The organism is Bradyrhizobium sp. WSM471 (assembly GCF_000244915.1).
Lineage (GTDB): Bacteria > Pseudomonadota > Alphaproteobacteria > Rhizobiales > Xanthobacteraceae > Bradyrhizobium.
Genome location: NZ_CM001442.1, coordinates 1394446 through 1410397, shown reverse-complemented (window position 1 = coordinate 1410397; position 15952 = coordinate 1394446). Strand labels below are relative to the sequence as shown.

The 15952-nt window shown below is 62.6% G+C and carries 10 protein-coding genes and 2 pseudogenes; 4 read left to right on the top strand and 8 right to left on the bottom strand.

From position 1 onward, the window contains the following. Positions 1–605 precede the first annotated feature (605 nt). Positions 606–3710 carry an efflux RND transporter permease subunit gene (locus BRA471DRAFT_RS06435; protein WP_007605558.1) on the bottom strand — a complete coding sequence of 1035 codons (3105 nt, stop codon included), beginning with the start codon at positions 3708–3710 and terminating at the stop codon, positions 606–608. Positions 3711–5116: 1406 nt separating this feature from the next. Here BRA471DRAFT_RS06435 and BRA471DRAFT_RS37915 point away from each other — a divergent pair. Together BRA471DRAFT_RS37915 and BRA471DRAFT_RS06425 are read left to right on the top strand one after the other, a co-directional pair. Continuing rightward, a pseudogene (locus BRA471DRAFT_RS37915) lies at positions 5117–5277 on the top strand (IS256 family transposase); the annotation flags it as partial. A gap of 765 nt (positions 5278–6042) precedes the next feature. After that, on the top strand, positions 6043–7746 hold the full coding sequence (locus BRA471DRAFT_RS06425; RefSeq protein WP_007605557.1) for a recombinase family protein: 1704 nt from the start codon (positions 6043–6045) through the stop codon (positions 7744–7746). Here the strand turns inward: BRA471DRAFT_RS06425 and BRA471DRAFT_RS39360 are convergent. From BRA471DRAFT_RS39360 to BRA471DRAFT_RS06395, 7 genes and pseudogenes are all read right to left on the bottom strand, one after another. Continuing rightward, a pseudogene (locus tag BRA471DRAFT_RS39360) lies at positions 7728–7799 on the bottom strand (acyl-CoA thioester hydrolase); the annotation flags it as partial. The gene BRA471DRAFT_RS06425 and the pseudogene BRA471DRAFT_RS39360 sit on opposite strands and share 19 nt — an antisense overlap. 77 nt (positions 7800–7876) lie before the next feature. Then, the gene (locus BRA471DRAFT_RS06420; RefSeq protein WP_007605556.1) at positions 7877–8794 is read right to left on the bottom strand and encodes a metallophosphoesterase; all 918 of its coding nucleotides are present in this window, start codon (positions 8792–8794) and stop codon (positions 7877–7879) included. Positions 8795–8922: 128 nt separating this feature from the next. Then, entirely contained in the window at positions 8923–9975 is a 1053-nt protein-coding gene (gene ruvB / locus BRA471DRAFT_RS06415) for a Holliday junction branch migration DNA helicase RuvB (RefSeq protein ID WP_007605555.1), read from the bottom strand. Further along, complete coding sequence (locus BRA471DRAFT_RS06410; protein WP_007605554.1) at positions 9972–10502, bottom strand: hypothetical protein; 531 nt, start codon at positions 10500–10502, stop codon at positions 9972–9974. Before BRA471DRAFT_RS06410 ends, ruvB begins: the two co-directional genes overlap by 4 nt. Further along, on the bottom strand, positions 10499–11116 hold the full coding sequence (gene ruvA / locus BRA471DRAFT_RS06405) for a Holliday junction branch migration protein RuvA (RefSeq protein WP_007605553.1): 618 nt from the start codon (positions 11114–11116) through the stop codon (positions 10499–10501). The genes BRA471DRAFT_RS06410 and ruvA overlap by 4 nt, the downstream gene beginning before the upstream one ends. Further along, complete coding sequence (ruvC, locus tag BRA471DRAFT_RS06400; protein WP_007605552.1) at positions 11113–11640, bottom strand: crossover junction endodeoxyribonuclease RuvC; 528 nt, start codon at positions 11638–11640, stop codon at positions 11113–11115. Before ruvC ends, ruvA begins: the two co-directional genes overlap by 4 nt. Before the next feature lie 71 nt (positions 11641–11711). After that, positions 11712–12458, bottom strand: coding sequence for a YebC/PmpR family DNA-binding transcriptional regulator (locus BRA471DRAFT_RS06395; RefSeq protein WP_007605550.1), 747 nt, complete (start codon positions 12456–12458; stop codon positions 11712–11714). 205 nt (positions 12459–12663) lie between these two features. On the opposite strand from BRA471DRAFT_RS06395, the gene BRA471DRAFT_RS06390 reads away from it, so the two are divergent. Together BRA471DRAFT_RS06390 and BRA471DRAFT_RS06385 are read left to right on the top strand one after the other, a co-directional pair. Then, positions 12664–14412 carry a methyl-accepting chemotaxis protein gene (locus BRA471DRAFT_RS06390; protein WP_007605548.1) on the top strand — a complete coding sequence of 583 codons (1749 nt, stop codon included), beginning with the start codon at positions 12664–12666 and terminating at the stop codon, positions 14410–14412. Between the two features lie 109 nt (positions 14413–14521). Then, the gene (locus BRA471DRAFT_RS06385; protein ID WP_007605546.1) at positions 14522–15946 is read left to right on the top strand and encodes a methyl-accepting chemotaxis protein; all 1425 of its coding nucleotides are present in this window, start codon (positions 14522–14524) and stop codon (positions 15944–15946) included. Positions 15947–15952 lie beyond the last annotated feature (6 nt).

Below are 15952 nucleotides of genomic sequence, written 5' to 3'. Positions count from 1 at the left end.
AAATTGGCGGGGACTGAATTTCTTGGCAACTATCTAAGCCTGCAGCACATCAGCGGTCTCTTTTCAGACAGCAATTGCAGCGCGGTCAGGAAGTGAATAATTCTCCACCAAGAACCAATTGAAAAATGGGTACACCACCCATTCGGGGAACATGGATTCTGTCCCTGTCCCGGGCGACGTCAATCTTGCGAGTTATGCTGCCGTGATGTCCGGCAAATCACGTGGCGGTGGCCTGCTCGGTCAGGTAACAACAGCATCCGCCTGTCGGAGCAGAAACGGATCCGTGACGCGCTCTTCGCCGAACACATGATTCCCCCCAAGCTTCGCACCACCGGCTTGAAGCTCCGGACGCGCAAGGGACCGTGAAACCCTCCCAGGCATCCGTCGCTCACCACATCTGCACAATGAAGCGGCCGTATTTGGTCGCGATGTAGTCCTTCACCTCGGGCAAGCAGTAGATCGAGACGAAGCGCAGCAGCCGCGGATCATCCTTCCTGTCCGCCGCCATGAACTGCAGGCACCCAGTGCGATCAAGTTACCGCGGTCGGCGAGCAGCGCCGCTACGCTAGCGGCGCGATCGAGCAAACCCGAGTTGATCGTTAGGATCATCGCTTGGCCAGGTGGGCATCGGATGCTCCGATGAAGGTGAGCTCGGCGGCGTTCTGGACGTGATCGGAACTCGCGTCGGCGCGGTGATCCGACGCGATCGCGACATAGAGCGCCGGCAGCACGAAAAGCGTGAACAGCGTGCCGATGGACATGCCCGCGACGACCACGAGCCCGATCGAGAAGCGGCTCGCGGCGCCAGCACCCGTTGCGGTCAACAAAGGTAAGAGGCCCGTGACCATCGCCGCGGTGGTCATCAAGATTGGGCGGAGGCGGACGCGCGCCGCCATCTCGATGGCCGAGCGGGAATCGAGTCTCTCCTTGAGCTGCAGCTGATTGGCGAACTGGACCATCAGAATACCGTGCTTGGATATCAGCCCAGCCAATGTCAACAGTCCGATTTGGGTGTAGATGTTCATCGTCGCCAAGCCAAAGAATAGCGGGATTAAGGCGCCGGCGATTGCCATGGGAACGCTGAACATGATGATGAGGGGATCGCGCAGACTTTCGAACTGCGCCGCGAGCACCAAGAAAATGACGATGAGTGCAAACGCAAAGGTGATGACTAGTTTGTTACCCTCCTGCACATATTGACGGGCGTCCCCGAGGAAGTCGTGGCTGAACTCTGCGGGCAGTTTCATTGCCTCGACGTCGAGGAAGTCCACAGCCTGACCGATCGTGACTCCGGGCATCGGTACGGCTTGGAAGGTCGCGGAGTTGAGCTGGTTGTAGTGGGTGAGTGCGTTCGGATTGGTCGCAGTCTCGATGGAGACCACGGTCGATAGCGGCAGCATCGAGCCCGCCGCTGTCTTGACATAATAGCTCCCAAGTGATTCCGGCGTCAGGCGTTTCTCGCGCGGCACCTGCGGGATCACTTCGTAGGAGCGGCCCTGCAGGTTGAAGCGATTGACGTAGTTTCCGCCAAGGAGGGTCGCGAGCGCGCTACCGACGTTCTGCATGGTGATGCCAAGGTCGCTCGCCTTGGATCGATCGACCTTGATTCGCACCCCCGGCTGGTTGAACTCAAGGTCAGAGTCGCTGACCATGAACAGACCGCTCTTGCGCGCGGCATCCTTCAGCTCCGACATCTGCTCGTAGATGTACTGGAAACCGAGCGTCGACTTGATCACCATCTGCACTGGTAAGCCGCCGGAACCGCCCGGAAGCGGCGGCAAGCTAAAGGCAAATGCGTTGATGCCTTCCAGTTTGGACAGCTCGGCCTGGACCAGCGATTTCAGCGCGATCGATGAGCGCTTGCGCTCGGCCCAAGGCTTAAGCAACATCCCGGCCATGCCGCCCTGCGGACCGCTGATGCCGTTGAGCACGAAGCGAAAATCCGTCTCGGGAAACTTCTGGAGTGCCTTGTCGAGCTTGGCGCCGTAATAATCCAGGTAATCAATATTGGCGTATTTCGGCGCTTTTGTCAGTGCGAATACGATGCCCTGATCCTCCTCGGGTGCGAGTTCCTTGGAAGTGTGCATATACAGAAAGGCGACGAGGCCCAGCATGGTCAGCGCAAACAGCCCGGTAATCGGGCGATAGTCGAGCGAGCGGTCGAGCTTGCGGCCGTACCAGCGCGTCATAGCGCTGAACACACGATTCACAAACTTTGCAAACCGCCCCTCTTCAGCGCTCTTCAGGAAGACCGCGCACATCATGGGCGACAGCGTCAACGCGATCACGCCCGACACGATCACCGAACCCGCCAGTGTAAACGCGAATTCGCGGAACAGCGCGCCGGTGAGGCCGCCGAGAAAGCCGATGGGCGCGTACACGGCGGCCAACGTAATCGTCATGGAGAGGACGGGGCCGACGATCTCGCCCGCGCCGTTCGTAGCGGCCTGCGCGGGCGACGCACCTTCTTCCATATGGCGATGAACGTTCTCCACCACGACAATTGCGTCATCAACCACAAGACCGATCGCAAGCACCATCGCAAGGAGGGTCAGCAGATTGAATGAGAACCCCAGCGCCAGCATCATACCGCAGACGCCAATAATGGACAGCGGAATGGTGACGACCGGAATGATGACAGACCGCAGGGAGGCCAGGAACAGGAAGATCACCAACACCACGATCGCGACCGCCTCAAGGAGCGTCTTCTCCACCTCGTCTACCGATGATTGGATGAACTTGGTGGAGTCGTAGGCCACTTCCATCTTCAGCGATGGCGGCAGGCTGCGCTTCATTTCTGGAAGCAGTGCCCGAACGCCTCGCGCTATGTTCAGTGGATTACCTTCTGGGCTCGCCTGCACGGCGACGAAGATCGCGTGTTCGCCGTTCATCGCGACGCTGGCGTTTGTGCTCTGCGCCGCAAGCTCGACTGTCGCGATGTCCTCCATGCGCACAAAGCCGCCGTCGTTGGCTTTGACGATCATGCGCTTGAAGTCATCAACACTCCGCAGATCAGTGTTGACCGTGACGTCGGAGAGAGTGAAATAGCCCTTAGTCTGGCCGGCCGCAGCCTGGAAGTTGTTGGCCGCGATTGCAGCCGAAACATCAGCTGGCGACACGCCGTGGCCCGCCATTCTCGCGGGATCGAGCCATAACCGCATCGCAAAACTCTGGCCGCCGAGGATGTCTGCCGCTGCGACGCCGTCTACAGTTGACATAATCGGTTGCACCACGCGCGAGAGATAGTCGGAGATCGCGCTGGCCGTCAGTTCTTCGCTGGAGAAGGCGATATACATGACAGCTGTAGTCTGACCGGCAGATTTGGTGACGACCGGATCGTTCGATTCCTTAGGGATTAAATATTTGACCGAGTTGACCTTCGAGAGCACTTCAGTGAGCGCCTCGTTGGGCTCGAAATTGAGCTTGATATAGACCTGGATCGTCGAGGCACCGAGCACCGACGAGGACGTAATGTAATCAACGCCTTCGGCCGAAGCGAGCGCTTGCTCAAGGGGCGTGGTGATGAACCCCTGGATCATGTCGGCGGAGGCGCCAGGATAAGAGGTTGTGATATTGACGACCGTGTTGGTCAGCTTAGGATACTGCCGGATTGGCAAAACGGTGGCCGCACCAATGCCGGTCAGCAGGATCAGGAGACTGACGACGATAGACAATATCGGACGTTTGATGAAGAGCTCGGTAAATGCCATCGCGATGCTCGCATTCAATAGACTGACGGAAATTCGCCAGTAAGCCAGGCTACAGCAACAGTCATCAACGCGGCGACTGTGGCTAGGGGCACCTTCTCAGGGTAGAGCCCCATGTTTCTCTTAAGCTAGCAACCGCCCCGGGGGGTCCGGCTCGAACCAGTAGAGCTGAGCCTCTGGGCAAAGCCGCAGACAATGTAAAGAGTCAGCTCCGTCGTAGCAGCCGATGTCCAAGATCACTGGGTCTTGCTTCTGGAGGAAGCACACAATGTGCTGATGGACCTCCAACACTTATCAACTCAGCTTAGGATTTCGCGCCGCCCCACCCTTCGGACGATCCAGCTTCGACGCTGAAACTACAGACAAGCCGACGGGCAGCTCAACTCTACAGAGGTAAGCGGGGGATATAGAACGGGTTGCATAACCTATACCAACGTTTGTCGACGAGCGGCGCCCGCATGAGCCGCGCGAGACTTGTGATGTTGTTCGAGAGCACAGGCGTTTTCCTTCGGTCTTGTGCTTCACGATGAACCGGCCATCTCGGGTCCGCCCGCAAAGTAAGTGAACCCCAGGAAGGCGAAGGTCTCGGCCACCGCTCGCTGCGCGGCTGACGCGGGAGGGCCGCGAACCGCGCCAAACTCGATCAACCGGGTTTTGTCCGCATGGAGCGCCGGCCAGTCGCGCCTTGAGGGCCAAGAGCATTTCCTGGGCATCTGCCTTGCTCTCGAAGCCGATGACGAAGTCGTGCGCAAAGCGCACGGTCACAACGCGACCGCGTGCATGGCGACCGCTCCAGTGGTCGACCCAGCGATCGAGGAGGTAATGCAGGAAGATGTTGGAAAGGAGCGGACTGATCCTGCCCTTTGCGGTGTGTGTCTTGCTTCTCGCCGCTCTCAAGAACGCCAGCTCGCAGCCGCAGCTCGATGAGTTGCAGGATACGAGGATCGGCAATCCTGTGCGCCACCATCCGCAGCAGCCACTCGTGGTCGACCGAATCGAAGACACTGGATATGTCATGATAGCCGGATGCAGGGCATCAAGCTCCATCTGAGGATTCCGCCCCGGCCGGAAGCCGTAGGAGAACCCGAGGAATTCGACCTCATAGGCGGCGCTCAACACCTCGGCCACCGCGCTTTGGACGATCTTGTCCTCTAGCGGCCGGCACACCGAGAGGCCGCCTACCCCGTCGGCTTGGGGATGTAGACGCGCCGCACCGGCTGTAGCCGGTAGGGACAGTGTGGACCCGTGCGCAGAGATCGCGGATTGGTCCGTGAGCCCCTCTTCGTACTTTGCCTCCCTTATCCCATCGACCTCCGCGCCGGCCTGCGGGCTTTTGTCGTCGAAACGCCCGAAGCAGAGCGTCTTTCTCGATGTGGTGCAGCAGGGCTGTGAACCGGTTTGGACATATGGTCGGCATGTTCCCCAAGGAGAAGGCCATGGTTCGCCTCATTGGAGCGGTCCTGCTCGAACAGAACGACAATGGGCCGTCCAGCGCGCCCGTTACATGACGCTGGAAACCATCGCGCCTTTGAGCGATGATTCGAGCGTCAGCCTTCCGGCCGCCAGCTGAGCGGCCCGGCCCTCTTGCCGGCGAACCGGTTGCCCGAGCGCCAGTTACAGCATGCTGAGGAACACGAGTATTTCTGACAGTGCTTTTCGCGCCTTACTGCGGAGCTCACGAAGACGCGATTGCTAGCTCTTGGAGCCTCGACGCAAGAGCGATCGAACAAGCGGAATAAGAAAAGACCCAATCATCGAAGGCTCCTTGGGCTCGGACCACCGCCTCTGGGCTGAACGTTACAGTTCGCCGGGGCTCTGCGGCAGCCACTACAATCTGTGGGGAACCGAGGACGGCTCCTACGCACCGGGCACCCGCACCCGCACCCGCACCCGCACCCGCACCCGCACCCGATAACAAACTTACGCCGCCGCCACCCGCAAGTATTTTTACTCTGCTTTGCTTAGCATTTCTGCTCTGGACTACGCGCCTCATCGCCAGGAATGCCCTCACGCACGCTGCGGCACTTGACGAATTTCATTTTCATTCGACGCTGCCGAAGCCAGCATGAGGGACGCGTTGCGAGTAATCGCTGCGGCTTGGCCGTAGCGCAGCGCGGAAATTTACGCTAGCTTCCGCTCGCGAGTTTGCAAATGCCTACCCGCATCCGATCTTTCCGAAGACAACGAGCGACCATTCGACCGCTTGCCCCCTCCCATCCTCAGAGCTGGGATAATCCGGACAATGAGGAAATCTGGTTTGAGTTGGCGCGCGCCATCGGACGTCAGATCGCACGGGATGAAAATCATGGCTCGGGGCAGCCGATAGAGGACCGGCATGACGACACCGTCATCGAAGAAAACGGCCGTAATATACGCGCGCTATTCGAGCGACATGCAAAAGGCGAGCTCGATTGACGGTCAGCTGTTACTCTGCCGCAAGGTCGCATTGCGCAACAACCTCGATGTCGTCGGCGAGTTTGTGGATGCCGCAAAATCTGGTCTTACCGAAGGTTCGCGGGACGGCTATCAGCGCTTGCTCAACGGTGTGCGAAGCCAGCAGTTTGACGTAGTCGTCGTTGAGCATTTCGACCGCTTGTCGCGCGATCCCGCAACCATCCAGCGTCTCAAGCAGGTTTTCGAGTTCAACGGCGTTGAGTTGATGGATCAGAAAGGAGTCTACGCGACCGCCACTGACATTAGCATCGCAAGTCTGTACAACACGATTTACAAGCCGCAGCTCGCCGAAAAGGTTCGGCGCGGCCATGACAACGCTGTTGCGAACGGAAGAATTCCGGGCTCATACGCCTATGGTTATCGGCCGAGGCCGGGCGCGCCCGGCGAGCGCGTAATCGATGAGAACGAAGCAAAGATTGTGCTCCGCATCTTCAAAGAATATGCAGCGGGCCGCTCGACCCGAACTATCGCCGCTGACCTCACCCGCGAAGGCGTGCCCTCACCAGGGGCAACTCGTCACAAGAACAAGGCGGGTCGCACCACCTGGAACCATCAGTGCATCACAGGCGGTCGGCATGGTCGCGGCATTATCGGCAACGAACTATACATCGGCGAGATACATTGGAACGTTCGCTCGACAATTCTTAACCCAGAGACGCAGAAGAAACAGAAGCGCCGCAATCCAGCAGAACGCCACATTATCGTCAAAAAGCCAGAGCTGCGGATCGTTCCGCAAGGGCTCTGGGATCTAGCGCAGAAGGTTCGTAGGGTGCGCGCGGTATCTATGTTCGGACCGACTGGCCAGCCGCGGCGTCGCGCCGTGAGTCCGCGCAACAATGAGCACCCGCTTGCCGGTGTGCTCCGGTGTGGCGTCTGCAATGGCCATATGCGAATCGCTCAATCCTCGCGTAACGGTGCGCCGCGCGCGGCATGCGCGAGCGCGCATCAGCGGGGCACCTGCGAGCACACCCGTAGCTTTGATATGGACGTTCTGCTCGAGGATGCCTCCGAAAAAATCCAGGTGAAATTGCTTTCGCCGAAAGCCATTGAAGAGGCGATGCGTACTTGGAAGGAGGAGCGCAAAAACGATCGGAACAATGGCAGCGAACACAATAAGCTAGAGCGTCGACGCCGCGTATTGACTACCGAGATCGAACGCCTCTCTTATGCCATCGCAAATAGCCGCCGCAAGCCGGACGAATTGCTCAAGCGGATCGATGAGTGCGACCTGGAGCGGGAAAGCGTTGAAGAGCGCTTGCGGCTGCTGGGCGGTGGCGGCGAAAATATAGTTGGCTTCGATCGCCCGAAATTCAGTGACCGATACTCCTCGGAGGTTAGAAGGCTTATCACCGCGCTCAAAACCAATCCGAAGGCGATCGAAACTCGCATTGCCTTCCGCAACTTGATTGAATGCATAGTAGTGCATCCGGTTCGCAAGCGGATGCCCTACGAATATACGCCCTACCTGAACAGCTCCGCGCTTTACGGAAGGAACCTTTTTCCCGAAAACCGCAGCAAGGAGCGAGAGATCAGCACGTTTGCATACTACGACAATGGCAAGTCAGGGAAATCCGTGTCCTCGTAGTAGACGCGGACCTGCATGTGGTGGCGGCCGTCGCGGATCTCGCCGTCGAGATGAGCTGTCACGTCGCGAGCCTCTTCGCTTTCAGATAGAGGCCCGTTTTGCGCAAAAACGGCCGGCCGCGCAAGCTGGACTACGCGACCGCCGGCCCCCGTCCCAGCCTGACCTCGACGATCTCAGGCGGCACGCCGACGCGGAGCGGCATGATGCTGCAACCGAGGCCGCCGGAGATGATGACGTCGCATTTCAGCCGGACATGACCATAGGCGAGCCGGAGGCCGTGCTGCGGTGGAACCGCCGGCGACCAGCCGAGCAGGCGGACCTGGCCGCCATGGGTGTGGCCGGACAGTTGCAACGCGACTCGGGCGGGCACACGCGGCGCGATATTGGGCTCATGCGCGAGCAGGATGATCGGCGCGTCGTCGCTGACCTTGGCAAGCGTCGCGTCGAGATCATCGGCGCCGAAGCGCCCCGTGCTCCGGAAGCGTCGCGCCGGCAGAAAGGCGAGCTGATCGCCGAGGCCCGCGAGCCAGAACGCGCGGCCGTCCTTGGCGAGCCGCACGACGTCGTTCTCGTAGACGGGAATGCCGGCCGCCTCCAGCGCGCGATGCGCGACCGTCGGCCCGTGCCCCACCTGCTGCACGGTCCTGTCCACCCAATAGTCGTGGTTGCCCATGACGGCATGGACGCCGAGCGGCGCTTTCAGGCCGGCCAGCACCTTGGCCCATTCGTTCGCCGGAATGATGCGCGTGACCTGGTGCAGGCCGGCGACATAGTCGCCGAGCAGCACGATGATATCCGCGTTGAGCGCATTGGTGCGATCGACGATGGCCTCGATCCGCTCCAGCGACATCCAGGGATCGCAGGCATGGATGTCGGCGATCACCGCGATCTTCAGCTGGAAATCCGCCGGCCATTGCCGCGGGGTTGGATGATAGCGGGTGACGCGAAGCCGCAGCACCGGCTCGACGCCGACGCCATAGGCCGCGGTCGAGACGCCGAGGGCGGACAGGGCGCCGATGGAACGGATGAGATGACGACGCGTGATCATGGAAGCTCGATGGTGATGCAGCTCCTTGATGCGACCCTATTGGAGCGGAAATGGGGTGCGTTTGTGCAGACCCTCTGCACGAGATGACCGGAAATTAATGACGGCCGAGCAGCCCGTACTTGCGCAGATCAGTCGTCGCTCTCGTCGGTGCCAAACAGGCCGAACTGTGCCGCCGCATCGCGCGAGGGCTCGGCGATCCCGAGATGGCGGAAGGCGTGCGAGGTGAGCAGGCGGCCGCGCGGGGTCCGCTGCAGATAGCCACACTGGATCAGATAGGGTTCGATGATGTCCTCGATCGCATCGCGTGGCTCCGACAGAGCGGCGGCCATCGTCTCGACGCCGACCGGGCCGCCGCCATAGTTCTGCGCGATGGTCGTGAGGTAGCGGCGGTCCATGGCATCGAGGCCGGCGGCATCGACCTCAAGCGCGCTCAGCGCGTGGTCGGCAATCTTGCGATCGATCCTGTCGGCATCGGCCGCCGAGGCAAAATCGCGCACGCGGCGCAGCAGCCGGCCGGCAATACGCGGCGTGCCACGGGCGCGGCGCGCGATCTCGTTGGCGCCGTCCGCGCTCATGCCGACATTGAGCACCCGGGCGCCACGGGTGACGATGCTTTCCAGCTCTTCGATGGTGTAGAAATTGAGCCGGATAGGAATGCCGAATCGATCGCGCAAGGGATTGGTGAGCAGGCCGGCGCGCGTGGTGGCGCCGACGAGGGTGAATTTCGACAGCTCGATCTTGACCGAGCGCGCCGCGGGGCCCTCGCCGATGATAAGGTCGAGCTGGAAGTCCTCCATCGCGGGATAGAGCACCTCTTCCACTGCCGGGCTCAGGCGATGGATCTCATCGATGAACAGCACGTCACGCTCTTCGAGATTGGTGAGCAGCGCGGCAAGATCGCCAGCCTTGGCGATCACCGGGCCCGACGTGGCGCGAAAGCCGACACCGAGCTCCTTGGCCACGATCTGCGCCAGCGTGGTCTTGCCAAGGCCCGGCGGACCGACGAACAGCACGTGATCGAGCGCTTCGCCGCGCTTGCGCGCCGCCTCGATGAAAATCGAGAGGTTCTTGCGCGCCTGCTGCTGGCCGACGAAGTCGGATAGCGATTGCGGACGCAACGCAGTGTCGCCGACATCATCGCTGCGGCGCTCGGGCGTGACCATGCGGGGAGGAGTGCTCATGCGGGCAGGATAACACGGTGCAGCGGTTTCGCGAGCCACCAGCACAGGCTGGCCGGCATGACAGCGACGATAGCGAGCAGGGCGGACAGCTTCAGCGCCTCAGGCGCGGAACCGACACTCGGCAAGATCACTGCGGAGTTTTCGGCGGGCACAACGAACATGCCAAACCCGACGAAGCCGGCGGCGGCCACGGCTGCGGCGAGCCACGCCATCCAGATCATGTTGAGCTCGGCGTAGACCGCGGCCAGCGCGAAGATCAAGCCGGCGGCGACTGCGGGAAAGAACGAGGCGAGAATCGTGGCGATGGCCAGCAGCACGATCGCGACCGAAACCAGGGTGCGCAGTGCCTCCAGCTCAAGGAGCGCAAGAAACATCTGCAGCACCGCGGCACCGAGCGTCGTCACCATCACCGAAACCAGCGCGGCGACCGTCAGCGGCCCCACAACGGCGAAGATCACGACGATACCGGCCACGCGCGAAAGGCGACGGAAAAGAACGGCGACGGGATTGGCGCGGGCCGCACTCACTTCGACAGCTCCTTCAGGCCCAGCCGGATGAGCTGCGCGGTCTCGGCGCTCTCGCCCGCGCTGCGCGAGGCCGATGCGATCGCGGCCGCAGCCTGCGGCTGGCCGTAGCCGAGATTGACCAGCGCTGAGATCGCGTCCGCCACGGGCCGGGGCGCGCGCTGGTCGTCCATGGCACCGGCGAGATGCACGACCGCCGGATCGACATTGGCAAAGGCCGGCGCCTTGTCCTTCAGTTCGGTGACAATGCGCTCCGCGACCTTGGGGCCGACACCGGGCGTGCGCGCCACCGCAGCCTTGTCGCGCAACGCGATGGCGTTGGCGAGGTCGGACGGCTGCAGCGTTCCGAGCACGGCAAGCGCGACCTTGGCGCCGACACCCTGCACGGTCTGGAGCAGGCGAAACCATTCGCGCTCCTGGTCGCTGCGGAAGCCGAACAGCTTGATCTGATCCTCGCGCACATAGGTCTCGATCGACAGCACGGCGGCCTCGCCCGGCGAGGGCAGATGCTGCAGCGTGCGCGTCGAGCAATGCACCTGATAACCGACACCGCCGACGTCGAGGATGACGAAATCCTCGCCGTAGGAATCGATCAGGCCCTTGAGCTTGCCGATCATAAGCCTGCCACCTTCAGCCGCAGCGCGGTGCTCTGGCGATGATGGGCATGGGTGATGGCAATGGCGAGCGCGTCGGCGGCGTCCGCGGACGGCGGATCGGCCTTGGGCAGCAAAATCTTGAGCATCATCGCGATCTGCTGCTTGTCGGCGTGGCCGGCGCCGACCACCGTCTTTTTCACCTGGTTCGGCGCGTATTCGGCAACACTGATGCCGAACATCGCAGGCGCGAGCATGGCGACGCCGCGGGCCTGGCCGAGCTTCAGCGTCGCGACTCCGTCCTTGTTGACGAAAGTCTGTTCGACCGCGGCTTCCATCGGCTTGTGACCGGACAGGATGGCGGCGAGCCCCTCATGGATCGCGAGCAGCCGGCTCGCCAGCGGCAAATCGTCCGGCGGTTCTACCGAGCCACAGGCAATGTAGATCAGGCGGTTGCCCTCGGCCTCGATCACGCCCCAGCCGGTGCGGCGCAGGCCAGGGTCGATGCCGATGATGCGAACGGGGCCACGAATCGGGAGCGTCGTCATGGGCCAGTGATAGCGGCTGGCCGCCGTGGGGGAAACAGAAACAGAACGGAAGTAACAGGGGAAGTGGCCCCCTACCCGCCCATCTTCGCCAGCAGCGCGTCCGACACCTCGAAATTGGCGTAGACGTGCTGGACGTCGTCGTGCTCGTTGAGCAGGTCCATCAGCCTGAGCAGCTTCTCGGCGGTCTCGTCGTCGACCGCGACGGTGTTCTGCGGCTTCCAGATCAGCGCGGCCTTACGCGGCTCGCCGAACTTGGCTTCCAGCGCCTTGGCGACGTCGCGATAGCCTTCAGTCGAGGCGTAGATCTCGTGGCCGCCTTCGCTCGAGATCACGTCGTCGGCGCCGGCCTCGATCGCGGCATCCAGCACCGCATCGTCGGAGGCGACGCTGCGGTCGTATTCGACGATGCCGGTGCGGTCGAACATGAAGGACACCGAGCCGGTTTCACCGAGATTGCCGCCGGACTTGGTGAAGAAGGAGCGGATGTCGGAAGCCGCACGGTTGCGATTGTCGGTCAGCGCCTCGACGATGACGGCAACGCCGCCGGGGCCGTAACCCTCGTAGCGGATCTCGTCATAATTCTCGCCGTCATTGCCGAGCGCCTTCTTGACGGCGCGCTCGATATTGTCCTTCGGCATGTTCTCCTGACGCGCCGCGGTGATCGCTGCCCGCAGGCGCGGGTTCATGTTGGGGTCGGGCGTCCCCAGCTTGGCCGCAACGGTGATTTCCCGCGCCAGCTTGCCGAACAGTTTCGACTTCTGGGCATCCTGCCGCCCCTTGCGGTGCATGATGTTCTTGAATTGGGAATGTCCGGCCATGCGTGATCTTCTCTAGGGACTCGTGCGCCAAGGTGAGCGTGGGAAGCGCGGCCTTATAGGCCGCCACCCCCCTGGAAAGAAAGAGGCTCTACGACTTTAAGGTAACACCGTATGGGCCCGTGCCTAGATGTCAGGCACCGTTAACCCTGATTTCATTCCAGCCTGCGAAAATAGCGCCCGACCGTCCCCCGACAAGAGAGACCTGATGGCATTCGGACTATTTCGGAAGCGTCTGCCGGACATGGCTGCAACTGCGGCTGCCCCGCAGGCTGCGCAGCCGGCGGCCCATTCCGAGCCTGCCGCGGCCGTCGAGAGCGATTCGGCCAAGGAAATCCTGGAACTGCTGGAACTCGAGCTGGGCGCCATGATTCGCCAGCTCGAGCGCGCCGCCAATTCGGTGGCCGGCGGCGCCGAGGCGACCGCCACGACGCTTGCCGCCATCCGCGACCGCACCGACGCCCTGACCGGCCGGACCAACGCCGCGCAATCGAACGCCTCCACCTTCGCCCATGCCGCCGACAAATTCACCCAGTCGGCGCTGGGCATCGGGGCACAGGTCCGCGAGGCCGGCAAGCTCGCCGACGAGGCCAGCGCCGCGGCACAGGAAGCCCGCGCCAATGTCGATCGCTTGCGCGAATCCTCGGCCGCCATCGGCAACGTCGTCAATCTGATCGCGCAGATCGCGCGGCAGACGACGCTGCTCGCGCTCAACTCGACCATCGAGGCCGCGCGCGCGGGCGCTGCGGGAAGAGGCTTTGCGGTCGTCGCCACCGAGGTCAAAGCACTCGCGGTGCAGACCCAGGGCGCGACGGAGGAGATCACCAAAAAGATCGACGCGCTGCAGCGCGACGCAGCCGGCTCCGCGGATGCGGTGCACCGCATCTCGCAGGCGATCGAGGCGATCCGCCCGGTCTTCGAGACCGTCAACGGCGCCGTCGCCGAACAGAACGCCACCACCAGCGAAGTCTCCGGCAACGCGACAAGCGCGTCGGAGTTCATCATCTCGGTCGGCGAAAGCGCAGCCGAGATCGATGCTGCGACCAAGGCAGCCGAGAGCCACGGCGAGAACGTCGCCAGCGCGGGCAAGGCCGTGACCGCCTTCGCACAGAAACTGAAATCGCGTTGCGCCGTGCTGCTGCGCCAGAGCGAGCACGACGACCGCCGCAAGACCGAGCGGCTGCCCTGCCATCTCAAGCTCGAAACCGCCCGGGGCGTGCTGCCGGTCTACGAGATAGCGATGGACGGCGTGCTGATCGGCGGCGCGGACGCGGGCCGCCTTGCGTCGCAAGCCATGGTCGAAGGCACCCTCGAAGGCGTCGGCGCCTGCCGCCTGCGCGTGGTCGAGCAATCCAAGGCCGGCGCCCGCGCGCAATTCGTCAATCCCGATGCTGCGCTCAGCGAGAAGATCGAGGACCGGCTCTGGTCGATCCACGAAGAAAACACCGAGTTCGTCACCCGCGCCATGGAGGCGGGTAACGCGCTGACCGCGATCTTCGAGCAGGCGGTTGCCCGCGGCGAGGTGAAGATCGACGACCTCTTCGACACTGACTACGCCGAAATCGCCGGAACCAATCCGCAGCAGTACCGCACCAGATATCTGGACTGGGCCGACCGCGCGCTGCCGGCGTTCCAGGAGGCTTTTCTGGCAAAGGACCCGCGCTTGGCGTTCTGCGCCATGGTCGACCGCAACGGCTTCCTGCCGGTGCACAACAGGATCTATTCGCATCCGCAGCGGCCGGGCGATGCTGCCTGGAACACGGCCAACAGCCGCAACCGGCGGATGTTCAACGATCCCGCGGGGTTGGCCGCCGCGCGCAACCTGCGCTCGTATCTGGTCCAGAGCTATGCACGCGACATGGGGAACGGAAATACGGTGATGATGCGCGAGATCGACGTTCCGATCCGCGTGCAGGGCCGGCACTGGGGCGGATTCAGGACGGCCTACAAGCTCTAGTGCGCGCTCAGGCAAGACGCCAAAGCGCGAATCACCTCTTAAGACCGGAATTGGAATGGGAATGCCGCGGTGAGCCGGCGAACGGCTCTGACTGGAGGACTCTCAAGACATGTCCGTCGTACAACTTGCAGTACTGGACACCGGCTCCAACCGAACGCTTGCCGAACGGCTGATCGATCAGCTCGCCGACCGCATCGGCGGCCTCGGCGTGGAACTCGCTGACATCGCCGGCAACGTCCAGGAAGTCGCAAGCCGCGTCGCGAACCAGTCGGAGCGGTTCCATCACCTCCAGGAAACCGCCGAGACGATGGTGTCGGCCAATCACGACATCGCCAATGCGTCGCAGGCAGTGCAAACGACCACGTCAGCGGCGGTCGGCGAGATCGCGCAGTCGCGCGGCGCAGTCGATGCCGCGGTCAGCCACATCTCCGAGCTCGTTGCAGCCGTGGAGCGGATCGAGGCGCGCCTGAGCGCCGTCGGCTCCGCGCTGGCACAAGTCGCAAAAGTGTCCGGCTCGATCGAGGCGATCGCGAAGCAGACCAACCTGCTCGCGCTCAACGCCACCATCGAGGCAGCACGCGCCGGCAATGCCGGCCGCGGCTTCGCGGTGGTGGCAAGCGAGGTCAAGAACCTCGCGGAAGCCACCCGCCAGGCCACACACCAGATCTCCGACACCGTGCGCGATCTCGACGGCCAGATCGAAGGCCTGATCGGCGAGAGCAGCGACGCCTCGCAGCGTGCGAAGACGGCCGGCGAAGGCGCCCAGCGCATCTCCGGCATCATCTCGCGGGTCCAGCAGGGCTTCGCCTCCGTGGAAGCCGAGATCGGCAGCGTCACGCGCGCGGCGACCTCCAATCTCGGACATTGCGACACCGTCATCAGCGAGCTCAACGAACTCGCCAGGGGCGTCGACCTCTCCTCGCGCGATCTCAAGAACGCCGATCAGCGGGTGACGAAGCTGCTCGACACGTCCGAAGGCCTGATCGCGCTGATCGCCGACAGCGGCGTGGAGACATCCGATGCACCGCTGATCCGAACCGTCGTCGAGACCGCCAAGCGGATCTCCGACGAGTTCGAAGCGGCCATCGGCCGCGGCGAGATCACGCTCGACCAGTTCATGGACGAGAACTACCGGGAAATCGCCGGCACCGATCCCAAGCAGTACAACACTGACTATGTCGACTTCACCGACCGCTTGCTGCCCGCGATCCAGGACCCGATCCAGAAGTCCGATCCCCGCATCGTGTTCTGCGTCGCCTGGGCCAAGGGCGGCTATCTGCCGACGCACAACCCGAACTACCGCCTGCCGCAGGGCAAGGACCCGGTCTGGAATAACGCCAATTGCCGCAACCGCCGCCTGTTCACCGATCGCGCGGTGCAGAAGGTCGCTGCCAACACCAAGCCGTTCCTGCTGCAGACCTATCGCCGCGACATGGGCGGCGGGCAGTTCGTTCTGATGAAGGATCTGTCCTCGCCGATCATGATCCGCGGCAAGCACTGGGGCGCCTTCCGGATGGGCTTTCGGCAGAGCTGACGGTCG